The 24,093-nt window shown below is 70.0% G+C and carries 21 protein-coding genes; 8 read left to right on the top strand and 13 right to left on the bottom strand.

Translation table 11 applies throughout. From position 1 onward, the window contains the following. Nucleotides 1–97: 97 nt before the first annotated feature. Nucleotides 98–3,133, top strand: a complete 3,036-nt coding sequence (locus tag QHF84_RS22950; protein WP_281315515.1) for an EGF domain-containing protein — start codon at nt 98–100, stop codon at nt 3,131–3,133. A gap of 61 nt (nt 3,134–3,194) precedes the next feature. On the opposite strand, the gene QHF84_RS22945 is transcribed toward QHF84_RS22950, so the two are convergent. Then, on the bottom strand, nt 3,195–3,731 hold the full coding sequence (locus tag QHF84_RS22945; RefSeq protein ID WP_281315514.1) for a hypothetical protein: 537 nt from the start codon (nt 3,729–3,731) through the stop codon (nt 3,195–3,197). Between the two features lie 125 nt (nt 3,732–3,856). Here QHF84_RS22945 and QHF84_RS22940 point away from each other — a divergent pair, with 125 nt between their 5' ends. The 4 genes from QHF84_RS22940 to QHF84_RS22925 all read left to right on the top strand — a co-directional run bounded on the left by QHF84_RS22940 (nt 3,857) and on the right by QHF84_RS22925 (nt 7,982). Next, a complete protein-coding gene (locus QHF84_RS22940) occupies nt 3,857–4,609 on the top strand; it encodes a M15 family metallopeptidase (RefSeq protein WP_281315513.1) in 753 nt (250 codons plus the stop codon). Between the two features lie 83 nt (nt 4,610–4,692). After that, nucleotides 4,693–5,625 carry a ribonuclease Z gene (gene rnz, locus QHF84_RS22935; RefSeq protein WP_281315512.1) on the top strand — a complete coding sequence of 311 codons (933 nt, stop codon included), beginning with the start codon at nt 4,693–4,695 and terminating at the stop codon, nt 5,623–5,625. Between the two features lie 86 nt (nt 5,626–5,711). Continuing rightward, nucleotides 5,712–6,797 carry a DUF4215 domain-containing protein gene (locus QHF84_RS22930; RefSeq protein WP_281315511.1) on the top strand — a complete coding sequence of 362 codons (1,086 nt, stop codon included), beginning with the start codon at nt 5,712–5,714 and terminating at the stop codon, nt 6,795–6,797. Between the two features lie 81 nt (nt 6,798–6,878). After that, the gene (locus QHF84_RS22925) at nt 6,879–7,982 is read left to right on the top strand and encodes a DUF4215 domain-containing protein (RefSeq protein ID WP_281315510.1); all 1,104 of its coding nucleotides are present in this window, start codon (nt 6,879–6,881) and stop codon (nt 7,980–7,982) included. A gap of 55 nt (nt 7,983–8,037) precedes the next feature. Here QHF84_RS22925 and QHF84_RS22920 read toward each other — a convergent pair whose 3' ends face one another. From QHF84_RS22920 to QHF84_RS22880, 9 genes are all read right to left on the bottom strand, one after another. After that, a complete protein-coding gene (locus QHF84_RS22920; protein ID WP_281315509.1) occupies nt 8,038–8,280 on the bottom strand; it encodes a hypothetical protein in 243 nt (80 codons plus the stop codon). Further along, complete coding sequence (locus tag QHF84_RS22915; RefSeq protein ID WP_281315508.1) at nt 8,277–8,915, bottom strand: hypothetical protein; 639 nt, start codon at nt 8,913–8,915, stop codon at nt 8,277–8,279. Before QHF84_RS22915 ends, QHF84_RS22920 begins: the two co-directional genes overlap by 4 nt. Before the next feature lie 109 nt (nt 8,916–9,024). Then, the gene (locus tag QHF84_RS22910) at nt 9,025–10,359 is read right to left on the bottom strand and encodes a serine/threonine-protein kinase (RefSeq protein WP_281315507.1); all 1,335 of its coding nucleotides are present in this window, start codon (nt 10,357–10,359) and stop codon (nt 9,025–9,027) included. Between the two features lie 43 nt (nt 10,360–10,402). Beyond that, complete coding sequence (locus tag QHF84_RS22905) at nt 10,403–10,675, bottom strand: hypothetical protein (RefSeq protein ID WP_281315506.1); 273 nt, start codon at nt 10,673–10,675, stop codon at nt 10,403–10,405. 99 nt (nt 10,676–10,774) lie between these two features. Further along, nucleotides 10,775–11,638 (bottom strand): hypothetical protein, encoded by an 864-nt coding sequence (locus QHF84_RS22900; RefSeq protein WP_281315505.1) that lies wholly within the window; start codon nt 11,636–11,638, stop codon nt 10,775–10,777. Between the two features lie 141 nt (nt 11,639–11,779). Continuing rightward, complete coding sequence (gene dps / locus QHF84_RS22895; RefSeq protein ID WP_281315504.1) at nt 11,780–12,256, bottom strand: DNA starvation/stationary phase protection protein Dps; 477 nt, start codon at nt 12,254–12,256, stop codon at nt 11,780–11,782. 105 nt (nt 12,257–12,361) lie between these two features. Then, a complete protein-coding gene (locus QHF84_RS22890) occupies nt 12,362–12,904 on the bottom strand; it encodes a carboxymuconolactone decarboxylase family protein (protein ID WP_281315503.1) in 543 nt (180 codons plus the stop codon). Between the two features lie 4 nt (nt 12,905–12,908). Continuing rightward, on the bottom strand, nt 12,909–13,448 hold the full coding sequence (locus QHF84_RS22885; RefSeq protein ID WP_281315502.1) for a peroxiredoxin: 540 nt from the start codon (nt 13,446–13,448) through the stop codon (nt 12,909–12,911). 118 nt (nt 13,449–13,566) lie between these two features. Next, entirely contained in the window at nt 13,567–14,016 is a 450-nt protein-coding gene (locus QHF84_RS22880; protein ID WP_281315501.1) for a transcriptional repressor, read from the bottom strand. 282 nt (nt 14,017–14,298) lie between these two features. Between QHF84_RS22880 and QHF84_RS22875 the strand changes: the two genes are divergently transcribed. Then, on the top strand, nt 14,299–14,991 hold the full coding sequence (locus QHF84_RS22875) for a hypothetical protein (RefSeq protein WP_281315500.1): 693 nt from the start codon (nt 14,299–14,301) through the stop codon (nt 14,989–14,991). A 21-nt stretch (nt 14,992–15,012) separates the two neighbouring features. Here QHF84_RS22875 and QHF84_RS22870 read toward each other — a convergent pair whose 3' ends face one another. Then, nucleotides 15,013–19,992, bottom strand: a complete 4,980-nt coding sequence (locus tag QHF84_RS22870; protein ID WP_281315499.1) for an AAA family ATPase — start codon at nt 19,990–19,992, stop codon at nt 15,013–15,015. A gap of 209 nt (nt 19,993–20,201) precedes the next feature. Between QHF84_RS22870 and QHF84_RS22865 the strand changes: the two genes are divergently transcribed. Together QHF84_RS22865 and QHF84_RS22860 are read left to right on the top strand one after the other, a co-directional pair. Next, the gene (locus QHF84_RS22865) at nt 20,202–20,528 is read left to right on the top strand and encodes a hypothetical protein (protein ID WP_281315498.1); all 327 of its coding nucleotides are present in this window, start codon (nt 20,202–20,204) and stop codon (nt 20,526–20,528) included. An 18-nt stretch (nt 20,529–20,546) separates the two neighbouring features. Then, nucleotides 20,547–20,978: a thioesterase family protein gene (locus QHF84_RS22860; RefSeq protein ID WP_281315497.1), complete on the top strand. Its 432-nt coding sequence runs from the start codon at nt 20,547–20,549 to the stop codon at nt 20,976–20,978. Here the strand turns inward: QHF84_RS22860 and QHF84_RS22855 are convergent. Both QHF84_RS22855 and QHF84_RS22850 read right to left on the bottom strand, forming a co-directional pair. Next, nucleotides 20,968–22,542, bottom strand: coding sequence for a PAS domain S-box protein (locus QHF84_RS22855; RefSeq protein ID WP_281315496.1), 1,575 nt, complete (start codon nt 22,540–22,542; stop codon nt 20,968–20,970). The two genes, QHF84_RS22860 and QHF84_RS22855, sit on opposite strands and share 11 nt — an antisense overlap. Then, nucleotides 22,539–24,065 carry a leucine-rich repeat domain-containing protein gene (locus QHF84_RS22850; protein ID WP_281315495.1) on the bottom strand — a complete coding sequence of 509 codons (1,527 nt, stop codon included), beginning with the start codon at nt 24,063–24,065 and terminating at the stop codon, nt 22,539–22,541. Before QHF84_RS22850 ends, QHF84_RS22855 begins: the two co-directional genes overlap by 4 nt. Nucleotides 24,066–24,093 lie beyond the last annotated feature (28 nt).

Here is a 24,093-nt window from a genome sequence, read left to right as displayed (position 1 = left end):
CAACGCTTGCGGCGGGGACGCCGAAAAACCGCGCGGGACGGACACCGGCCGTGATACGGTGAACTCTTGCCATTTTGTGCATCTCGCAGGAGGCAAGATGAGGTCCCCGCTCGAAACACCTTGGATCTTCGACAAGCGCCTTGTGTCGGCGCTCGCCTTCGTGGCCGCCGGCGCGATCACGAGCACGGCATCCGCCCAAATCGTCTCGTCCGCCGCCTCGAACGACATGGACCCGTCGTTCTCCGCGGATGGATGGGTCAACGTCGTCGGGAGTTATGACAACGTCCCCACGGGGGTCGGCTTTCTCGGCCACGTGTGGCTGGTTCCCCCGGACGGGAACTCCTACGGCGGCGGGACGCAGTACGGCGGCGTCCAGGAGACGATTCAAAAGACGATCTCCGGGCTGACCTCGGGTCAGGCGTACGCGGTCGAGTGGTACATCATGTCCGACCGCGTCCAGGGAGCGAGCACGGAGGACGTCTGGTTCGACGTCACGTTCTGCGGCAACAAGCAGGAGACGATGCACATCCCCTGGTTGCAGAGCCGCAAATGGATCCAGGAGGCGAAGGTCTTCACGGCGAACGCGGCCTCGTGCACGCTGTCCTTCGCGGCTCGCAATCCGAGCGGAAATAACTCGAACTGGATCTTCCTCGACTCGGTGCAGGTGGCGGTCGCGACGAACACCGATTTCGCCATCGCGGCGACCGGGCCCCTCGGCGCGCTCGTGGGCGGCAATTCGGCGCCGGTGAACGTGACGGTCACGAACAACGGGCCGAACCTGGGGACGGCGCCGATCGTGACGTATCCGCTGCCCACGGGCGTGAGCGTGCTCGGCGGCGCGGCCGGGTCGCTCGCGGTATCGGGCGCGGACGGGGCGCAGTGGGGGTGCGTCTCGAGCAGCGGGGCGCCGCAGACGATCACGTGTACCCGCGCGGCCGCCCTGGCGGTGGGGACGTCGAGCGCGTTCACGTTCTCGATCGACCTCGGGGCGTCCGCGGTGGGCACGATACGCACGAGCACGTTGACGGTCAAACCCACGTTCCAGGCGGGCAATTTCGACCCGGTCGCGGCGAACAACACGGCCACGTTCGTCACGACGACCGTCGCGCCCGTGTGCGGCAACGGGATCTTGGAGGTCGGCGAGGGGTGCGACGACGGCAACACGACGGCCGGTGACGGCTGTTCGAGCGCGTGTCAGATCCAATCGGGATACACGTGTCCGACGCCGAACGCGCCCTGCGTGGACATCAACGAGTGCGCGCTCGGCACCGACAACTGCAGCGACAACGCGACGTGCACGAACACGCCGGGGTCGTTCACGTGCACGTGCAATACGGGGTACACGGGCAACGGCGTGGTCTGCGTCGACATCGACGAGTGCCTGCTCGGCACGGACAACTGCAGCGACAACGCGACGTGCACGAATACACCCGGCTCGTTCACCTGCGCATGCAATGGCGGGTATTCGGGGAACGGCGTGACGTGCGTCGACAACGACGAGTGCGCGCTCGGCACCGACAACTGCGACGCGAATGCCGCGTGCACGAACACGCCGGGATCGTTCACCTGCGCCTGCAACATGGGTTATGCGGGGAGCGGCGTCGTCTGCACCGACATCGACGAGTGCGCGCTCGGCACCGACAACTGCGACGCGAATGCGGCATGCACGAACACGCCGGGATCGTTCACCTGCGCCTGCAACATGGGCTATGCGGGCGACGGCGTCGTCTGCACCGACATCGACGAGTGCGCGCTCGGCACCGACAACTGCGATACGAACGCGGCGTGCACGAACACGCCGGGCTCGTTCACCTGCGCCTGCAACATGGGTTATGCAGGCGACGGCGTCGTCTGCACCGACATCGACGAATGCGCGCTCGACACCGACAACTGCGACGCGAACGCGACCTGCACGAACAACCCGGGCTCGTTCACCTGCGCCTGTAACAACGGGTATGCGGGCGACGGCGTCGTTTGCGCCACGGTGTGCGGCGACGGCATCATCGCCGGCAGCGAGGTCTGCGACGACGGCAACGGCGTGGGCGGCGACGGTTGCTCGAACGTCTGCGAGGTCGAGCCCGGCTGGAGCTGCGACGAAGAGCCCTCGGTCTGCGGCGCAGCCGCCTGCGGCGACGGGATCGTGGCCGGCGACGAGACCTGCGACGACGCGAACACGAACGCGAACGACGGCTGCTCGCCGACGTGCGTGATGGAGCCCGGCTGGACCTGCGGCGGCGAACCCTCGGTCTGCGAGGCCGGCGCGTGCGGCGACGGCATCCTCGCGGGCGTCGAGGGCTGCGACGACGGCAACACGACGAACGACGACGGCTGCGACGATGCGTGCACCGTGGAGGACGGCTGGTCCTGCAGCGGCGCGCCCTCGGTCTGCGAGGCGGCGGCGTGCGGCGACGGGTTCGTCGCGGGCGACGAGCAATGCGACGACGGCGGGACGACGGCCGGCGACGGCTGCGACGCGGAATGCACGGTCGAGCCGGGCTGGAGCTGCAATGGCGAGCCCTCGACGTGCGAGGTGTCGGCATGCGGCGACGGCATCGTGGCAGGCGCGGAGGCCTGCGACGACGGCAATGCGGCGAGCGGCGACGGCTGCTCGGACGTCTGCGCCGTGGAGCCGGGGTTCACCTGCACGGGCGCGCCTTCGGTGTGCATGACGAGCTGCGGCGACGGCGTCGTGGCGGGCGACGAGGACTGCGACGATGGCAATGCGGCGAGCGGCGACGGTTGCTCGGACGTCTGCGCCGTGGAGCCGGGGTTCACCTGCACGGGCGCGCCGTCGGCGTGCGTGACGAGCTGCGGCGACGGCGTGATCGCAGGCGAAGAGGCCTGTGATGACGGCAATACCGCAGGCGAGGACGGCTGCGACGCGGCCTGCGCCGTGGAGTCCGGTTTCACCTGCGAGAACGAGCCGAGCGAGTGCAAGCCGGTCTGCGACGCGTCGGAGACGTTCGACGCGACGAGCGGCGAGTGCCGGGGCAGCGAAGGCGTCATCCTGTTCGGCGGCGCTTGCAACGTGGGTTCGTCTCGCGGGGAAGGCCGGGCGCCCGCGTTCGGCCTCGGCCTGCTCGCGCTGCTCCTCCTGCGGCGCCGCGAATCCCGCCAGAAGAAGCAGCATTAAAAATGGTTCGAGGGCGGCTCCGCGCGCGGATGCCGCCCTCGAATGACTTCGCCTCCCTGCATCACACCCGGGCTTTGCGCACGAGCGCTCCGAGTTCGGCGCCGAGCCAATCGAGGAATTCGGCGTCCCAGGGCGCGCCGTCCGGATACCGCGCGCCGATCGCCTCGGCGAGCTCGAGGTCCCAGCGGCCGAAGAGCGTGGTCAAGCGATCGTGCAGCTTGCGGCCTCGTGGCACGCGGGGATCGGCCTCGTCTTCCGCCGCGGCGAAGGCCTCTTCGCAAAGGTAATAGTTGCAGGTGGCGCTTCTGCGATCGGGCGGGAGGACGCAGCCGGTCTCGCCGAGGTAGCCGCATCGCTCGGGGAAGGGCCCGCTCGGCGGGACGCGGCGAATGGAGAGGCCACGCGTTTGCGGGAGGAGGCGGCCTTCCTGGATCTCGGCAAGCAAAAAGTCGCGGCCGCCGAGCGATACGATCCGCCCGATGTCGGCCCACGCCACGGCCGGCGGCGCCTCGCAGCAGCCCGCCCGTCCGTGCGGACATCGCGCGCAGAGCGGCGAAAGGAGGAGCGAGTGGACGCCGGCGAGCTCGAGCCGAATCATGCGCCACGACTGGATACCAGGGCGAGCCCAGCCCGTCCACGCGGCGTCGAATCGGACAGCATATGTCCGAAGTGAGGGGCGCGCGGCGCTCGCTCGTTTTTTCTTTCTGGTATTCTCGCCTCGCCGTGATCGAGCCCCGCGACGACCGCCGCGCCCTGCGTCGCGCCCTTCCCGGGCACGTGGGGCTCGGGCTCGTCTTCGCGCTCGCCGTCGCGGCCGCGGCGCACGCGTCGAGCGCGCCCGACGCGCCGCTCGAAGGGCTCACCTGCAACGAGCAAAAACCGCTGCCGTTCCTGGTGCGCGGGAACTACACGATCCAGGACGGCCTGCCGCCCGAGGAGCGCAAAACCCGCGCCGAGATGCAGACGCGGGCGCTGCGATTCCGGACCGAGCGTTATGGGAGGTCCTGGGGCACGGCGCCGCTCGAATGGAACGAGCGCGCGGTCGCCGACTACATCGAGCAGGTGCGTTTCCTCGGGCTGCCCGTGCAGGTGAACCGGAAAATCGTGCCCGCCCTGCGCTGCGTGGAGCAGGCGATCGCGGCGCGCTGCGGCGATACGCCCTACGAGGCGAAGCGCCTGCTCGGCGTGCGCGGCAAGAACACGTTCCACAACGGCGAGGTCTCGAACCATCTTTACGGGATCGCGATCGACATCGATCCCGAGCGCAACCCCTGCTGCCGCTGCGTGGAGCCGTTCCCGGATCACCCGGCGTGCCGCAAGCAGGGCGCGACCGCGTACGAGCGCGCGGAGCTGCCGCGCTGCTGGGTCGAGACCTTCGAGCGATTCGGCTTCTACTGGCTCGGGCACGACAAGCTCGAGGACACGATGCACTTCGAGTTCCTCGGCGACCCGGATCGGATCACGTCCACACCGTGAACGAAGCGCGGGATGGCAGGGGCCCGCGCGCGTGGTACGTTCGTCCGGCCGGTCCAGAGACAAACCCCTCTCCCGAACCCCCCATGTCGAGCCTACGCCTGACCTTCCTCGGCACCTCCGCCGCGGCCCCGACCGCGCACCGGAACCTGTCCGGTCTCTTCGTCAAGCGCGAGGGCCAGAGCTTCCTCTTCGACTGCGGCGAGGGCACGCAGCGGCAGATGATCCGCTACGGCACGGGCTTCGCGCTCGACGCCGTGTTCTTCACGCATTTCCACGCCGACCATTACCTCGGCATCATCGGCTTTCTGCGCACGCTCGGCATGCTCGGCCGCACCGAGCCGCTCGCGCTCGTCGGCCCTCGTACGGCCGCGACGTTCCTGCCCAAGGTGATCCGCCTCGGCGCCGACGACGCGCCCCTGCCCGTGACGATCGCCGAGGCCGAGCCCGGCGACGTGGTGTTCCGAGGAGACGGATATCGCATCGAGGCGTTCGCGACGGACCACCGCATTGCGTCGATCGGATACGCGCTCATCGAAGATCCGCGGCCGGGGAGGTTCGATCCGGCGGCGGCGCGCGCGGCCGGCGTGCCCGAGGGTCCGCTCTTCGGCAAGCTCCAGCGCGGCGAGGTGGTGCGGCTGCCAGGCGGGCGCACGATCGCGCCCCGCGAGGTGATGGGGCCGGCGCGGCCCGGTCGGAGGATCGTGATTTCCGGCGATACACGGCCCTGCGAGGGCACGACGCGGGCCGCGGAGGGCGCGGACGTGCTGGTGCACGAGGCGACGTTCGGCGATCAGGAGCAGGCGCGCGCGCGGGACACGCGGCACGCGACCGCGCGGGAGGCGGCGATCGTGGCGCGCGACGCGGGCGCGAAGCGGCTCGTGCTCACGCACCTGTCGACGCGTTACGATCGGGATCCGGACATTCTGCTCGGCCAGGCGCGCGAGGAGCTCGACGAGCGGACGCCCGTGATGGTGGCCGAGGACGGCGACGGGATCGACCTGCCGCTCCACGATTGACGCCCCCCGAAATTGGGCCGGCCGCGCTTGACGTTGCCATCGCTCCGGACGAACATGGCGGCCGTTTGGCCGGTCCGGGAGATGCCATGAAATATACGAGCTACGCGGGATTGTGCCTGGCCTTCACGCTTTTCGCCGCCTGCTCCTTCATCAACGCGCCCGATCCCGTGAAGGTCGGGGGCGAAGGCGGTGAAGGCGGCGAGGGCGGAACGGGCGGCGGGGTGCCCTCGCCCTGCGGCAACGGCGTTTATCAGACCGGTGAGGAATGCGACGACGGCAACGACGTCGAGACCGACAACTGCCTCTCGACCTGCAAGCAGGCCAAATGCGGCGATGGGTTCGTCTGGGAAGGCGTCGAGGGCTGCGACGACGGCAACATGGTGAGCGACGACGGCTGCACGAATGACTGCAAGCTGTCGACCTGCGGCGACGGTACGATCCAGGAAGGCGAGGATTGCGACGACGGGAACACGGACGACACCGACAACTGCACGTCGGCCTGCAAGGTCGCGTCCTGTGGGGATGGATTCGTGCACGCGGGGATCGAGGCCTGCGATGACGGAAACGCGGACGACACGGACGCGTGCTTGCAGGGATGTATCGCCGCGGCGTGCGGCGACGGGATCATCCAGGTGGGCGTCGAGGAATGCGACGACCAGAACATGTCGAACACCGACGGGTGCGTCGGGACGTGCAAGAACGCGATCTGCGGCGACGGTTACGTACGGGCCGGCGTGGAGCAGTGCGACGACGGTAACCTCGTCGGCGGCGACGGCTGCGGGCCCGGCTGCACGCTCGACAACGTCCTGCCGCAATGCATGAGCTACGGGACGCTGAGCGAGGCGGACCGAAACGTCAATTACAGCGGCACCTCGACCTGCGACAGGGACGTGCTCGCGGAGGGCTGGTACCGATTCATGGGCGCCGCGGGCACCCAGATGCCCACCTTCGTGCCGCCCGAGTTTGCCTGCGGCACCGACGCGCCCGGCTGGGTCCAGGGCGCGTACCCGCAAAGCCAGGGCGAGGTCGTGAACGCGACCGCGTGCTTCAACTGGTCGGGGAACGCCTGCCACTGGTCGTCCGCGATCCAGATCGCGCATTGCGGAAGTTATTACGTCTTCTACCTGCCGCTCGCGCCGGTGTGCAACCTCCGGTACTGCGGCACGAACTGAGCGATCCCGCGCCCGCTTGACGTTGCCGGCAATCCGGCCGAACATGATGGCATCTTTGCTGGATTTTGCCCGGGAGTTGCCATGAACGCCTCGCGCCACGCTGGGATTTTCCTCGCCCTCACGCTCTTCGCCGCCTGCTCCTTCGTCAACGCGCCCGATCCCGTGAAAGGGGGCGAGGGCGGCGAGGGCGGCGAGGGCGGGACCGGCGGAACGGGCGGCGGGGTGCCCTCGCCCTGCGGCAACGGCGTCTATCAGACCGGCGAGGAATGCGACGACGGCAACGACGTCGAGACCGACAACTGCCTCTCGACCTGCAAACAGGCCAAATGCGGCGACGGGTTCGTCTGGGAAGGCGTCGAGGGCTGCGACGACGGCAACATGGTGAGCGACGACGGCTGCACGAATGCCTGCAAGCTGTCGACCTGCGGCGACGGTACGATCCAGGAAGGCGAGGATTGCGACGACGGAAACACGGACGACACCGACAATTGCACGTCGGCCTGCAAGGTCGCGACCTGCGGGGATGGATTCGTGCACGCGGGGATCGAGGCCTGCGATGACGGAAACGCGGACGACACGGACGCGTGCCGGCAGGGATGTATCGCCGCGGCGTGCGGCGACGGGATCGTCCAGGTGGGCGTCGAGGAATGCGACGACCAGAACATGTCGAACACCGACGGGTGCGTCGGGACGTGCAAGAACGCGATCTGCGGCGACGGCTACGTGCGGGCCGGCGTGGAGGAGTGCGACGACGGCAACCTCGTCGGCGGCGACGGCTGCGGGCCCGGCTGCACGCTCGACAATCTCCTGCCGCAATGCATGAGCTACGGGACGCTGAGCGAGGCGGACCGGAACGTCAATTTCAACGACGGCGACGGCGGGGTCGAGATCTGCGACAACCAGGCGATCGGGGAGGGCTGGTACCGGTTCATGGGCGCCGCGGGCACCCAGATGCCGACGTCCCCGCCGGCCGATTATTCCTGCGGCACCGACGCGCCCGGGTGGCTCCAGGGCGCGTACCCCGCCAAGCAGGGCGATGTCGTGAACGCCACGGTGTGCTTCAACTGGTCGGGCAACAATTGCTACTGGTCGTCCGCGGTCCAGATCGCGCATTGCGGCGGGTTTTACGTGTTCTACCTGCCGCTCACCCCTGTCTGCCACCTGCGTTATTGCGGGTCGAACTGAAATGAAAAAGGGCCGGTCGCCCGGCCCCTCCCCCCCGCAAAACATCACGCCCCGCTCAATCCTGGGACGTGATTTCCTTCTCCAGCGTGTCGAGCTCGGACTTGTAGTTCGTCGCGGAGATGTCCTTCTCGGCCTGGTCGTCGTAATCGGCCGCGGTCGGGATGTCCTTGTCGTCGAGGACCACCGGGGCCGTGGCGGCGCCGCCCGTCGTCGTCGAGCCGGCCTGGGGCTTTTGCTCCTCACAAGCGACGACGAGCGCCGAGAGCGCGAGCAGCGCGAGCACGATCGAGCGATTCATTTCTCACCTGCCTTCTCCGCGGGCTTTCCGTCCGCGCCCGCGCCCTTCGCGCCCGTGGTCTTCGCGTCGTAGTTCGCCATCCACTTCTCGTGGCGCGCATTCTCCTTGTCGAGGAGCTTCTGCACGCGCTCGGTCGCCTCGGTGTCCTTCGCCTCCTCGGCGAGGTCCTTCACGCGCTCGAGGCGCGCGAGGCGGCGCGCATGCCGCTCGAGCTCCTGCTTCATGGCCGTGGCCATCGGCTGGCCCTTGAGCGCGGTCGAGACCTTCTTCTTGAGGGCCTCGCGCTCCTCCTTGGACTTCGCCTTGCGCGCTTCCTTCTTGGCCTTGTGCTTCTCTTCCCGGGCCTTCTGGTCCGCCTCGGACTCGGCCGGGGCCGCGGCCGCGTCGGCGCCCGCGTCCTTGTCCTCGGGCTTGCCCTTGTCGTCCGGCTTGCCCTTGTCCTCGGGCTTGCCCTTGCCCTCAGGCCCCTTGCCCTCAGGCCCCTTGCCCACCTGCGCCTTCTCCGGGCCCTTGCCCTTGTCCACGACCGGGATCGGCCTCGGCGACGGCGCCACATCCGCGGACGCCAGGCCCGTCACGCCGAGCAATCCGCCCAGCACGAGGGCCACGGCGCCCCTCTTCCACCATCCGTTCATCGTAGATCTCCCTTCGCGCGCCGCCCCCGAAAGGGAGCCCACGGCGCTCGTCGATCCGTTCGAAGCGGTGCGGACTTTATCCCGGACGCGTCGGCGCGGGCAAATGGAATCACGTATTCGGGGAGCTTCGCCCACGCGTGCCACGAATCGACAAGGATCCAGGCGCCCCCTCGATCGCATATTGCTCTTCGAGGAGCTGCGCCGTCGCGTCGTCGATACGCACGGGCGGCTCGTTCACGTCGGCGCGCGGACGCTCGAGCGCGCGTGTTCCGCGCTCGATCACGGACGCCGATAACCCCGCCCCGGACGGCAAAGCCCCGCCGGTCACGAGCGACAATCGAACGCCGGTCACTTGTTTTACCAGGTCGAGCGCTGCATCGGCCGCACGAAGGAGGCCGTCGGCGCATTCGCCGTCAAAAATGGCAGCCACACCACGACCGAGCAGTGGAATGACCACCCCACCCTGCTGTTCGGCGATGCGCTGGAAGAGGGCGCGCGTCCGGCCCACGTTGCTCGAAAGGGGCAATCGGCCGAAGATGACGCCCACGAGGTGATCGTCGCTCGGCACGAGGGCCGGCGGGAGCGCGATATCCAAAGGAGGCGCCGCGCCTTCGAGGACCACGCGCTCGGCGGCCGCGATCGCGTCGGCCATCGCGCGGGCCGAGGCGAATCGTGCTTCGGGGTCACGCGCGAGCGCCCGCGCGACGAGGGCGTCGAGCACGGGCGGCGCCCCGGGCCAGGCGTCCGACAAACGCGGCGGCGCCTGGAGGACGATCTTGGCGAGGACGGAGAAGGCATCGTCACCCGCAAAAGGTTTTTTTCCGGAGAGCAGCTCGAAAAGGAGGACGCCGAGGGAAAAGAGGTCCGAGCGAGGGCCGATCTCGGTGTCGCCCCGGGCCTGCTCGGGGGACATGTAAAACGGCGTGCCGAGCGCGACCCCGTCGACGTTCTCGGAAGCGCTGTCGTGCGCGACGCCAAGGTCGAGGAGTTTGACCACGAACGGCGCGGCCTCGCCCTGCTCGGCGAGGAAGAGATTTCCCGGCTTGACGTCGCGATGGACGATGCCCGCCTCGTGCAACGCAAAGAGCCCGAGCGCCGCCTGACGCGTGATGGTGAGGGCCTCGGCCGTGTCGAGGTGCGCGCCCGAGGTACGGATGCGGTGCGCGAGGTCCTCGCCTTCGAGCCATTCGAGCACGAGGTAAGGGCGGTCGTCCGCGTCGATCCCGGCGTCGACGTAACCGACGACGTGCTCACTCGTGATGCGCGCCGAGAGCCGCGCCTCGCGTTCGAATCGACCCCGCGTGATCGGATCGACCGCGAGGTGCTCGTGCAGGCGCTTGATCGCCACGGGCACGCGGCGCTCCTGGTCGAAGCCCCGAATGACCTCCGCCGTCGCGCCAATCCCGACGCGCTCGGCGAGCGTGAATCGATCCGCGCTCCCCATCACCCGCGCCCCGCCGTCACCAAAACCCCCCCGCTCCTCACCCTCAGTGCCAGGCCGACGCGGTCCGGACCGCCTGGCCCGTCCGGTCGTGCTCGGCCAGAAGCTCCGTCGATCGCGTGCGGCAGCCGCTGCACGAGGGGAACGTCGAGCCGTGCAAGCAACGCAGCATCACCGCCTCGCCCGTCTGCATCTCGTCGGGCTCGAGGTGGCGGCCGCATGCAATGCAATGGATGTGATGCACGTGCGCCGGGGCTGCGGGGCGCGCGGGCGCGAGGGCCTTGCGCTCGCGCTTCGTCAATCGCTTCTCTCGCTTCATCGCTCGTGTTCCCTGCGGGCCGTTCGAGGCCCTCGCCGGGTCATACGAGGTTCGGCGCACGCGGGCAAGAGCTTGTTTTCGTGCGCAGGATCTCGCGCACTACGGCGCGCCCGTGGGTCCGTGGCTGCTCCACTCTTCGTAGAGCGAGCCGAACGACCGCTGCACGCCGCTCGCGGGCCCGCGCTCATCCTCCTCTTCGCGCGTCTGCTTCTGTCCACGCGAGGCGTCGCCCCGAAGCGCCTTGGCTCTGCCTCGGTCGATCGCGACGACGACCGCGCCGCGCCGCGCCCGCGGCTTGCGCCCCGCACGACGCGGCGGGCGGATGCGCCGCATGCCGGCCAGAAAACCGAGGTAGACGCCGAGGAACGTCGCGCCGATCCACGCCGCGAGCGCCCCGAACGCAAAACCCGCGGTTTTGCCGCCCGCATCACCTCGCGCCCAATTCGCCATGGTTTCCATGGATCCGCGCAGGGTCGCCACATCCTCCATCGGCCCGCGCAGCGCCGCGACCTTGCCCATCGGCTCGTCGAGCCGCGCGACCTCGCCCATCACCTCGTCGAGCGCCGCGACCTCTTTCATCGGCTCACGCAGCAGAGCCACGTCCTCCATGGGTTTTTCCAGGCGCGCGAGGCCCTTCTCCATGGTGCTCATCTGCGCTTCGAGGCGCGCCATGCCGGCGCCGAGCCGATCCATCACCGAGCCGAGGGACGCGAGCTCTTTCATCGGCGTTTCGAGCCCCGAGAGCCGCTCCATGGGCGGGCCGAGCGCGTCGAGCTCTCCAGCCATTCGCTCCATGTTCGAATTCGACCGCTCGAGAACGCCGGCGGTATCGCTCATGGTTTTCGTGGTTTCCTGGATGGCGCGCGTGTTCGTCTCGATCGTCGATGCCATGCCGCAGCCCGCGATCGCAGGCGCAACCAGGCTGATCAGGACAACGAGCGTCTTCCTTCCCGACGGGCTCATGCGTGGAAGCATCGAATGGGAGACGCTTCGCGTCAACGCATTCGCGCGCTGCGCAAGGACAGAATATGTCCTATGTTCGGGACAGGGCGATTCGAGGGCGATTTCGACGGAGGGAGGACGGAGCCCGGTTTCCTTTTGTGCTCAGCCTTCCAGGCTCGCGAGCAGGAACCAGGCGTGTTTGTCGAACGTCGTGATGATGTTCGTGAGCAGGTCGGACGTGTCGGCGTCGCGGTGCTCGTCGGAGATGGCGCGCGAGGCGTGCAGGCCCTGGATGTAAACGCCGAAGCGCTCGGCGAGGAGGCGGACGTGGTCGAGGCCGCGCGTGGTCTCCTGCGGGTACTCGGGCACCCGCGAGGAGGCCGCGACGTGACGCGTCGTGCCGGCAGCGAGGCCCCCGAGCGTGACGGCGCGCTCGGCGATCTCGTCGTTGAACGCCGCGAGCTCGGTCGCGAACGTCTCGAAGAGCGGATGCAGCGCGGCGAAATGCGGGCCCTTGATGTTCCAGTGCGCGACCTTGATCTGGCTGTGCAAATCGAGGCCGTCGGCGAGGCGCTCGTTCAGGGTCTTGACGATGGCCACGCGGGAGGATTCGGGCAGATGGCTCGGGCTCGGGTACATGAAAGCTCCTATCGAAACGAGGGAGGGTTTGTCCTCGGAGAGCACGGCGCCTCGCCGCGCCAGGGGGGAAACGCGGCGAGGCGCCGTGTCCGAGGGTTTGGGAGGTTAAACCGCCCCGCCGGTGATCTCCAGCGCGACCGTCGCCGCCTGGATCGTCGCGGCGATTCGCACCGCGTCGTGCACGTGATCCTCGCCGAGCCCGCCGGCGAGGACGGCTTGCTCGTGCGACTTCACGCACGCCTCGCAGCCGTTCATGGCGCTCACGGCGAGGCTCATGAGCTCGAAATCGGCCTTCGACGTCTTCGGCTGGGCGATGCGGTTCATGCGGAGCTTCGGCGATCGCTGCGAATACGTCTCCTTTCCGATCTGGTACCGGAACCGGTAATACACGTTGTTCATCGCCATCAAGGTCGCCGCCGCGTAGGCGTCGTCGATCACGGCGTCTGCGTTCTCGAGCTCCGCGCGCGCCTGCTCGACGAGCGCCTCGCGGAGCGGCAAGCTCCGCGCGTTCGCCGCCGCCGCGATGGCGATCCCGAGCCGCTGCGCCCGGCTGAGCGAGGAATCACCCTCGAGCACGCTCTGCAGGTTCAGCTTCGTGTCCCGCGCGGCGTCGGGCAGCTTCGCGCGGATGGCCTCGAACGCGCTCATGGCTTCAAGACGCCTCCAGCGTCGGCTGGCCCTTCACCCAGTTGCAGGGGCAAAGCTCGTCGGTCTGGAGCGCGTCGAGGACACGGAGCACCTCGTCGACGCTGCGGCCGACGGAGAGGTCGTTCACGCCGACATGCCGGATGATGCCGTTCGGGTCGACGATGAACGTCGCCCGGAGCGCCACGCCCGCGTCGGGGTGCAAGACGCCGAGGGACTGCGAGAGCTCGCGCTTCGTGTCGGCGACCATCGGGAACGGCAGGTCGCGCAGGTCCGGGTGCTGCTTGCGCCAGGCGAGGTGCACGTATTCCGTGTCGGTGCTGACGCCGAGGACCTCGCAATCGCGATCCTTGAAGTCGCGATAACGCTTGCCGAAGCCCGCGATCTCGGTCGGGCAGACGAACGTGAAGTCCATCGGCCAGAAGAACATCACGAGCCACTTGCCCTGGAAGTTCTCGCTCTTGATGTCGTGGAACTCCTTGCCCTGCTCGAGGCTCACGACGCCCTTCAGGTTGAACGCGGGGATCTTCTGGGAAACCGTCAGCATGTCTTCCTCCTGGAATGTCTCTCTCGACTTCAGAATCCGTTTTGTACTGTGTCCAGCTCTGGACCTCGTCTAAACGCTCGGCGCAAAAAAGCGGCCACGCCTCGGACGCGCGGGCGCGTCAGGTGGAGCGGGCTTTCTTGAGCTTGCCGCGCAAGACGACCTGGTATTCGTGCACGTCGAAGCCCTCGAGCGCGTCCACGTTCGACACGGCGAGCGCGCTCCACGGGACGTCGTGAATGGCGCCCGTCTCCTCGTCGATGAAATGATGGTGCGGCGCGAGGTTCGGATCGAACACCACCTTGCCCTCCGCGAGGACGTGCGCCCGCAGAAGGCCCTTGTCCACGAAGAGGTTCAAGGTGTTGTAGACCGTCGCCCGCGACACCATCGGCAGCGCCCGCTTGACCTTCGCAAAGACCTGGTCGGCCGACGGGTGCTCGTCGGTGCGCAGGACGTACTGCGCGATGGCCAGGCGCTGCGCCGAGGGCAGAACGCCGTGCCGTTCGAGGAGCTCCGCCTCGGAAAGCACGCTGCTCGCCGTCGTCGGCTTGGTCGGCTTCGTCGGCCTCACGTGGGTTAGACTGAGTCTAAACCGAGACCCTGTCAAGAACGGCGAACGAATTTCTCGCAAAGCCACGGTTCGGGGCGGCCGCATGAGAAGGGATCACGCGCGCAGGCAACCCGAGCGTGCGCGGAGGGCGGCGAGCGTGGACGAGCGCACGCCCGCCCGTCCGGACGAACCCCTTCGGCACGCCACATGCGAGCACGAACGCGAGCCTGGCCGATCCCGCTCTCCGCTGCGCCCTCTCGCGCAGCGCCCGGGCTCGGCCCACCAAAGGCGGGGGTAACAACCATGGAGAATCTCGGCAATACGACGGGCACCCGGCCGCCCGAGTTCGACCGGCAAGAGCGCGAGCGTTCGATGCAGATCGTGACGGCCGGCTCGCTCGTGGAAGCCCTCGGCGGCATAGCCGCCGTGGTGCTCGCGATCCTCGGTCTGGCAGGGATCGCCCGGCAAACGATGACCGCCATCGCCATCATCGCGGTCGGCGCCGCGCTCCTGTTCGCAGGCGGCGCGCTGGCCTCGCGGTACTCGCAATTCGCCTCGCGCGTGAGCGGGCAGCGTGTCGACGAGGTGGAGTTCGGCGGAGGCGTGGGCGTGGAGTTCCTCGTCGGCGCCGCCGGCATCGTGATGGGCGTGCTCGTCCTGCTGAACATCGCGCCGCTGACGCTGTCGGCCGTGTCCGTCGTGGCCTTCGGCGGCGGCCTCTTGCTGTCGACGGGCGCGACGAGCGCGGTGAACCAGCTCGGCGAGGCGTTCCCCTACGACCGGCGCGTGCGCATGGCGCGTGACGCAGTGCAAGGCGCAGCCGGCGTGCAGGCGCTCGTGGGTATCGGCGCCGCGATCCTCGGCATCCTCGCGCTGCTCGGGATCCAGCCGTACACGCTGCTCCTGGTGGCGCTCCTCGGTCTCGGCGGCGGCATCCTGATCGCGGCGTCGGCCGTGAGCGGGCGCATGCTGGTCGGCATGCGCAGCTTCCGCTGATCCAGGTCTGTCGAGACAACCCTACCGCTGGGCGCGCGCGAGCGCCCAGGCGACCGCGCCCTTCAAGGTCGCCCGGGTGGCGATGCCCTGCATCGGATGGCCGAGGTCGACGAGCGTACGCGCCACCGCGGCGCGGATGCCGGAGATGACGACCTCGGCCCCGAGCAGGCCCACGGCCGAGGCCGCAGCGACGAGCGCGGACGCGACACTCGCCGAAGCCCCCCGCACCCCCGTGATGTCGAGGATCAAGACACGCGCGCCGCTCGACGAGACGCCCGCGAGCGCCGCCGCGAGGATCTCGTCGGCGCGGCGCTCGTCGAGCACGCCGATGAGGGGCATCACGACGATCCCGTCCGCGATGGGGAGGATGGGCGCCGAGAGCTCGCGCAATCGCGCTTCCTGCGCCTCGAGCATCGCGTCGTGGAGCGCCTCTTTCTCGCGCTCGGCGCGCTCGCGCTCGACGAGCTCGCGTTCGAGCTCCGCGGTGCGCGCGCGGACCTCGTGTTCGAGGCGCTCGTTCGCGAGCCGCTGCGCCTCGTGCATGCGCTGGATGCTCGCCACGAGCAGCGCGTTCTCCACGGCGATCGCGGCCTGCGAGGAGAGGAAGGAGGCGACCGCGATGCGCGCTTCGTTGAAGACGTCGGCCGCCGCGCGGTTCTCCAGGTAGAGCACGCCCGAGAGGCGGCCGCGGTGGGCCATGGCGAGGCAGAGGAGCGAGCGCGGCCGTCGCTCGACGAGGTACGGATCCTTGGAGAACCGATCGAATCCGCGCGAGCCGCCGAGCACGACGGGCGCGCGGGTCGCCGCGACCTCGTCGACGAGCGCGCGAGGGAGCTCTTCGCCGGCCGCGCGCGCCGCGTCGATGCCGACGAGGACGCGGTCGGGATCGATCGTCATGGCCGCCTCGACGTGCAGGCCCGAGCCGCGATCGAGCAGGAGGACGGCGCGCTGGGCGCCCGCGGTCTCCACGATGACGCGCATCACGCGATCGAGGAGGACGTCGAGCACGATCTCCTCGGCGATGGCCCGGGTCGCGCGCATGACGGCGCCGAGGTCGAACTCGCCCGAGAGCCCCGGCAAAGGCGCGGCCGAGGGCCCGACGCTGCGGCGCGGCAGGAGGAAGCCATACCGCTCGCGGAGCATGTCGACCTTGGTGATCGCGCCCCAGCGAAGGTAGGCCTGGTAGGCCTCGCCCATGTAGGCCCGCGCGACGGTGTCGCGGCGGCGTTCGAGGTGGAAACGCGCGGCGAGCTCGTTGGCGAGCGCCTCGTCCCGCGACACGCCACTCTCGGCGGCGGCGCGGATCGCCTTTTCGTAGAGCGAGAGCGCCGTGGCCTCGTCCCCCGCGGCGCGCGCGCGCTCGGCCGAGACGAGGAGCCATTTGCGCTCATAGTTTTCGGGGCAACGCGCGGCGAGGGCCGCGAGGCCTTCGAGGATCACGTCCACCCGCGCGAGGCGTGACGCGCGCGCCGAGGGGAGCGCGGCGCCGTCGAGGAGGAGCGCGAGCGCGAGCCAGACGGGCAGGTCCGTCGCGAGGAACTCGCCCTCGACGTCGCCGAGGCCCTCGGCCGCCGCGAGCGCCTCGCGCGCCGCGCTCGCCGCGTCCTCGTGCAGCAGGAAAAGCTCGGCCCGGCGCGCGCGGCCGTAGAAACGCGCCCGCGCGCCGCCCGGGGTCTCGTCGGCCGTGAAGAACGTGGCCTCGTCGAAGTCGTCGCCGTCGAGGCTCGCGGGGGCGCGGGTCCGCCCGAGCAGGCTGCGCACGGCCTGCAACGTGATACGCGCGGCCGGATCCGCCGCGGCCTCGGCGCCCGGGGCGCGGTGCGCGAGGGCAAGGCTACGCTCGGCTTCATCGCAGGCGCGGGCGAGGTCGTCGCCGAGCTCGAAGCGCGCGGCGAGAACCTCCGCGGCCGCGCGGCAAGCCGTGGGCAAGTCGCCCACGGCAACGGCCTGGCCCACGGCGCGGTGAAAATGGAAGAGCGCGAGGCGCCGAGGCCTTCGCGCATGCAGGATCGAGCCGGCGGCGAGGTGGACGCGGCACGCGAGCGGCCCCTCGCCGAGGTCCTCCGCGAGCGCGAGGGCGAGGTCGCCGAACGCCTGGCCGGCCTCGGAGAGCGCGGGAACGACAAACAACGCGGCGCCGTATGCCGCATAGCCGACGGCCGACGCCTCGGTGTTGCCGTGCGCGATGGACGCGCGCACCAGCGCGGCTGCGACGAGCCCCGTGGCCGAGCGGCTCACGGCGCCCGCAGGCGCGAGCAATTCGAGCAGGAGCGCCATCGTGGCCACGGCCTCCGGGCTCCGCGCGACGGGCAAGGACAGGAGCGATGCGGGCGCGCGGCCGGCAAGCTCGGCCTCGATCGCCTGCGCCTCCCGGACGAGCGCCGCGCGCCGCTCGGCCTCGCTGTCCGGCACGACGAACGCGAGCTCGCCGAGGTCCCGCGCGCCCACGCGGAGCGCCTCGATCGGGTGGCCGGCGGCGGCTTGCCGCGCGACCTCCAGCCGCTGCGCCTCGATCCGTTCGAGCTTCGACCGCGCCCCTTTCGCGAGCGCCGCGACGAGCGCCTCGGCCGCGCCGCTCGGCTCGCGCGTGACGAGGCAGGCGCAGAGCTCGCGGGTGAGATCGAACCAGAGCGCGTGGGGCGTGTCCCCGGCGAGGGCGAGGAGCCCCGCTTCGAAGCAGGCGATCGCCTCGGAGAGCGCGCCGATCGCCTGGAGCCTCCGGCCCGCGAGCAGATCCCGCTCGGCGAGGGCGTGCCGCTTTCCAGGGTCGCGCATCGACGCGAGCCCCCGGTTTTGCTGGCGGACCGCGGCCAGCATGTCGCGATCGCCGTGCTCCCCGCGCGAGGCCAGGATCTCGCCGAGCCGGAGGTGCTCGTCCTGCCGCCGCGATGGGGGGATCCGCGCGTAGACGGCCTCGTGCACGCGCTCGTGGGAGAACGCGTACGGCACCTCCCACGCCTCCCCCGGCGAAGGCGGTGCCGCCGCGGAGGCGTGCGCGAAGCGGTAATCGGACGAGAGCGGAAGGACGAGGCCAGCTTCGAGCGCGGGCCAGAGGTCCTCTGCCACGGCGGCTGGCTCCCGCTCGGCCACACATGCGAGCGTGTCGAGATCGAAGCTCGGGCCGAGGCAGGCGGCGAGCTCCAGGATCCGCTGCGAACGCGCCGGCAGCGCCGCGACCCGCTCGCTGACGAGATCACGCGCGCCCTCGGCGCCGAGGTGGTTGCGCACGAGCTCCACGTCCCAGCGGAAGGCGCCCGCGCCCGCGTCGAACCGCACGAACCCTTCGGCGTGGAGCGCGCGCAGGGCCTCACGCAAAAGGAAGGGGCTTCCATGCGTCGCCGCCGCGAGCACGTCCGCGAGATCGGCGACGCGATCCTCGGGCGCCCCGAGCGCGTCGCCGAGCAGCGCGCGCACGTCCGAGGACACGAGCGGCCCGAGCGCGATCTCGGTCACGCAGACGCCCGCCTGGCGCAGCTCGCGCAGGTCGAGGAGCCGCACCTCGTCGGACGGCGCGCTCTCTCGCCGCGACAGCACGATGCAAAGCCGTTTCGCCGACGGATCCGCGCAGACGACCCGCACCACGGAGATCGAGTCCGTGTCGGCCGCGCCGATGTCGTCGAGGAAAAGCACAAGCGGGCCTTGCCGGCTCGCCGCGTCGAGCAGCGCGCGCACGAGCACCGCGAGCTTCCCGCTCGACGCGGCTGCCGACATCGGCGGCTGCGCTTCCCGCTCGCCGAGCGCCCCTTCGAGCTCCGGGACGAGCGCGAACAGCGCCGCCGAGCCTGCGTCGACCGTCCGCGCGAGCTCCCGCAAAAACGCCCGCGCGTCCTCGGGAGGCCCGCCGAGGATCCGCCGCACGAGGTCCCGCAGCGCCGACGAGAGCAGCCCACACGGCGCGCGGCTCCCGACCGCGTCGGCCCTGCCCTCGGCGAAAATCCCCCCGTGCAGGGCCGCCACGCTCTCGAGCTCGCGCACGAGCGTCGACTTGCCCACGCCGGCCGGCCCCGACAGCATGATCAACCCGAGCCGCCCCGACGCGGCCCGCTCGAAGGCCTGCGCCATCTGCTGCCGCTCCCGCTCCCGGCCGTAGAGCCTTTGCGGCAGCACGAGCTCCGCGCCGAGGTCGTGCTTGCCGAGCGGGAACGGCTCGATCTGGCCGTGCTCCTCCCACGCGGACGCGCACGCCACGAGGTCCGCTTCGAGCCCCCGCGCGCGCTGGTAGCGGTCGTCGGCCGATTTCGCGAGCAGCTTGACGATGATGTCCGACAGCACGCGTGGCAGCTCCGGCACGAGCACGTGCGGCGGCACGGGCGCGCGCGCGATGTGGGCGTGCGCGAGCTCGAGCGGATCTTCCATCACGAAGGGCAGCGCGCCGGTCGCGAGCTCGTACAGCGTCACGCCGAGCGCATAAAGATCGGCGCGATGGTCCACGACCCGGTTCATCCGGCCCGTTTGCTCGGGCGCCATGTACGCGAGCGTCCCTTCGATCGCCGAGGATGCCGCGATGCGCGCATCTTCCCGGGGCAGCCGCGAGGCGTGGCCGAATCCGACGAGCTCCACCTCCAGCGTCCCGTCGTCGACCAGGATATTCGCGGGGCAGATGTCCTTGTGCACGAGCCCCACGAGGTGCACGCGGTCGAGCGCGCGCGCGATCGAGGCCCCGAGCCGGAGCACCGAGCCCACAATCTGCCGCCCGACGCGCATCCGCTCGATGAGCGGCCTTTTCCCCGCATCCGAAAGCACGAGCGCCACGCCGTTGCGGCAGGGCGAAAGCCCGAGCGCCTCGGGCACGCATGGAAGCGCGAGCCCCCGCATCACCAAGAATTCGTGCCGGATCCGCGCCACGTCCCGCGCGGCCGGGTAATCCTCGTTCAGCGCCTCCACGAGGACCGGCGCCCCATCGACGTCCCGGTACCCTCGATAAAGCGTCGTCACCTCCCCCTCGAGGACGACCTCCGTGAGCGTGTGCCCCTCCAGCCAGAACCGCATCGGCTCAGCCATCCGTCCCCTCGCGCCTCGCGTCAACCGCGCTCGCACCGACGTTGGTCCGGAACGACCATATTTGTGACCCGCGACACACGCATTCCGGATTGCATTGCGGAGACAATTTCTTGGCGTGCCGGCACGATGCGCCCGGGTATCGTACCGCGCCGAACCTCGCCGCGTTTGCCGCTATGGCCCCTGCTCCTCCGCGTACGCCGCCTTCCGAAGTGCCGCTCCCGATCCTCGTGTCGGCTGGGCTCCTCGTGGCGCTCCTCGGCTCGGCGCTCGCGCACCGCTCGTTTTTCCTCGCGGCCTACCTCGTGATCGTCGCGCTCGTGCCCGCCGTCCCTCGCGAACGCCTGCGCGTGCTCGGCGTCGCCCTCGCTTGGATCGGCATCGCCGTGTGTGTCGTCTCGATCGTCCTCGTCCCGCTCGGCGCGCGCGTCTCGACCGTGTATCTCCCGGGCTGCGCCGTGCTCGGCGTCCGCGTCGCCGCCCTGCGCGCCGCATCCACGCGGGCGTGGGCCTTGCGCACGCTCGACACTCCGCGTTAGCTGCTATTCTCCGCCACCATGGCCCGCTTTCACGAGACGCTCATGGGCGTCTACTTCGACGACCTCGACGCCTTCCAGATCCTGCACAACGCCCGGTATCTCCTCCTCTTCGAGCGCACGATCGGCTCGTTCTGGAAGCACCTCGGCTGGGGCGGCGTCCTCGACGCCCAGAAGAACCCCGACCAGTTCCACTTCGTCCGCGCGAACAACATCGAATATCTCCGGCCCGTGGTCGGCGTCTGCGACGTGCGCGTCCGGGTCTGGGTCGAAAAACTCGGTCGTTCGAGCCTCACCTTCGGCTTCCGCGTGCTCCCCACCGACCAGGACGAGGACTTCGCCCGCGGCACCCGCACCGTCGTGCGCGTCGATCCCGCGACGCACCGGCCCGTGCCCTGGACCGACGCCTTCCGCGCCACGCTCGAGCCTTACCGCGCCGACCTCAACGCCTGAGCGCCCAGGCGATCCCGGCCCGCAACGTCGAGCGCGTGGTGATGCCACCGAGCCCCTCGCCGAGGTGCACGAGCGTCTGCGCCACCTCGCCGCGGATCCCCGTGATCACCACGCGCGCCCCGAGCAGCTCGGCCGCGCGTGTCGCCCGCACGAGCGCGCTCGCGACGTGGCTGTCCATGTTCCGCACCCCCGTCACGTCGACGATCGCCGTATGCGCCCCGTACCGGCTCACGCCGTCGAGCAGCGTATCCATGATCTCCTCGGCCCGCTCGGCATCGATCGCCCCCACGAGCGGCAACGCCACGACCCCCTCGGCGAGCGGCATCAGCGGCGTCGAGAGCTCCCGCAGCGCGGCTTTTTGCGCCTCGATCACCTGCTCGCGCAGCAGGGCTTGCTCCTCCTCGGCGCGCCTGCGCTCCGTGATGTCCGTGCAGATCACGGCGACCGCCATGGGGTTTGCCTGCGCGTCGAGCACGGGGAACTTCAGCGCCAGGTACGAGAGCGGCCCGTCCGGCGAGGGCAAGGTCTGCTCGTACTGCATGGCGCGGCCCGTCCGGAGCGCCTCCTCGTCCTGCCGGTGGAAAAACTCGGCCACGTCGCGCGGAAAAATATCGTAATCGGTGAGCCCCGCGATTTCCGCGCGTGATTTGCCGAGGTACGACTCGACCTGCCGATTGACGATCAAGAACCGCCCCTGCATGTCCTTGACGAACACGTAGCTCGGCGTGTTGTCGAGCACCGCGAGCAGGAGCCTTTGGCTATCGCGCAGCGCGCGCTCCGTCGCCTGCTGGTTGGTCACGTCCTCGATCTCCGACAGGATCTCCGTCGGCCGCCCCTCCGCGTCGCGCAGCACCGTGTGCGACCATCGGAGCTCGATCGGCCGCCCGTCGCGCCTCCGGTGCTGCGCCCGCATCGTCTGCATCGACCCCGTCGCCACCGCGTGCGCCCATTGCTTGAGCTGCTCCGGCGTCCGCCGGTCCAGGCTCACGAGATCCGTGACCAACTGCCCGAACGCCTCCTCCCGCGACCATCCGAGCAGCCGCGCCGTCTCCTCGCTCCAGCGCGTCACCGCCCCATCGAGGTTCCAGCCGATCGTCGCCTGCCCGAGCGATACCAGCGTCGAGGCGCGCGGCACGAGCACGCGGGACATGATCGTCACCGCCCGCCCCTCCGCGTCGCGCCCGAGCTCGTGCACCCAGCGGCCGAGCAGCGAGGTGCCGCTCTTCGTCCGGATCGGGATGAGCCCCGTCCGCTGCAGCTTGCCCCCGAGCGTCATGGCGAGCGCGGCCTGGCTCTGCTCCTCGCTCACCCAGGGCGGCGCGACGAGCGAATGCAGCGAGCGCCCGAGGGCCTCCTCGCGCGAATACCCGAAGAGCCGCGTCGCCTCGTCGCTCCACTGGTACACGATTCCCTCGGCGCTCCAGCCGATGAACGCCTCGTCGAAGCTCTCCTCCCCGGCGGCCGAGATTTTTTCCACGGCCCGGGCTTCGAGCTCCGCGACGCGCGCGCGTAGCACCCGGACCTCCGCTTCGAGCTCCGCGATCCGCGTCGCGTCGTCCCTCATCGCCCCACGTCTCCGCTGCGGCGGCTCTTCGTCCCGCCGCTCGCCTGCGCGCCGTCGAGCAGTTGCTCCAGCACCTCGTGCCAGCCGAGCTGATCCCTCGCCACGAGGTCGATCAGCACGCCCACGGCGGCCCGCGTCGTCACGCGCCGCCGCGGCGCTTGCACGAACACGAGCGCGTGCAGCCGCACGAGCACCTCCTCGTCCACCGGGCGCAGCCGCCCCTCCGCCGGCAAACGCGCCCCGCGCTCGCGTGCGACCACCCACTTTGCGATCTCGACATCGTCGAGCCCCGTATCGTCCCGTAGGATGTAGATATCCTCCAACATCGAACGGTATGTCGCCGCCCAGTCGACGCACACCACGCGTGTTTTGGGCAGCGCGAGCGAGAGCGCCTCGACCTCGTCGGTCCGGCCGAACGGCGTGTCCGTGAGGTCGAGCTCTTCGAGGTGCTGCATCGATCGCAGCGCCGCCGGGATGCTCGCGAGCGGATTTCCTTGGAGCCACAAGAATTTGAGGCGCGAGAGCCAGCCGATCGCCTCGGGCAGCACCGTGATCCCGGCGAGCGACAGATCGAGCTCTTCGAGCGCCGAAAGCGCGAAGATCACGTCCGGGGGTTTTCCGTCGCGCAGGCCCACGGGCGAACCGGCGAGCAGCAGCGTCCCGAGCCCCGTGAGGCGCGCGAACGTATCGGGCAGGCTCTCGAGCCACGTGTTTCGCAGGTCGAGCCGCCGGAGCGAGCCGAACGCCGCGACCTCCTCGGGCAGCACGACGAGCGGGTTGTCGCCGAGCTCCAGCGCCTCCATCTCGTCCCACTTGTGCCCTGCGAGCGGCAGCACGCCGATGCGGTTGCCCGACACGTCGAGCGCGCGCAGCCGGAGGGCCGGCAGCATCGGCGGCAGCTCCGTGAGCCGATTTCCGCGCAGCACGAGCGCCGCGAGCTCGCCGAGCGTGCCGATCGACGCGGGCAGCCCCGAGAGCCGGTTCTCCCCGAGGTCGAGCTTCTTCAGCGCCGAGAGCGCGCCGAGATCCCCCGGCAGCGCCTCGAATCCGAGCCCCGAGAGACCGAGCTCCGTGAGATCGGAGAGCGCGAGCACTGGCTCGGGGAACGCGTCGAGCGGGTTCTTTCCGAGCCCGAGCGCCCGGAGCGCCTTCCGGTCCGCGAGCCACCGCGGCACGGACTCGATGCGGTTCTGGCCGAGGTCGAGCGACGCGAGCGCCGGCAGATCCGCGACGAACGAGGGCACGTCCTTCAGCTTGTTGTGGCTCAGATCGAGGACGCGCAGCTTGTCGAGCCGCCCGAGCTTGCGGGGCAGGTCGTCGAGGGCGTTTCGTTCGAGCCGGAGCACCTCGAGCGACGTGAGATCGCCGAGCCACGCGGGCACCTCGGCGAGGGCATTGCTCCCGAGATCGAGCTCGACGAGGTTCCGGAGCGCGCGGATCGCGGGCGGGACCTGGCCGAGCACGAGGCCACGCAGATCGAGCTTGCCCGTTTTTTCAGCGGTCCCGAGGCGTTCGGCCAGCATTGCGGGCATGCTAGGAAGCCAAAGCTCT

Source organism: Polyangium sp. y55x31 (genome assembly GCF_029946505.1).
Classification (GTDB): domain Bacteria; phylum Myxococcota_A; class Polyangia; order Polyangiales; family Polyangiaceae; genus Polyangium.
This window is presented reverse-complemented; position numbering and strand designations above follow the sequence as displayed.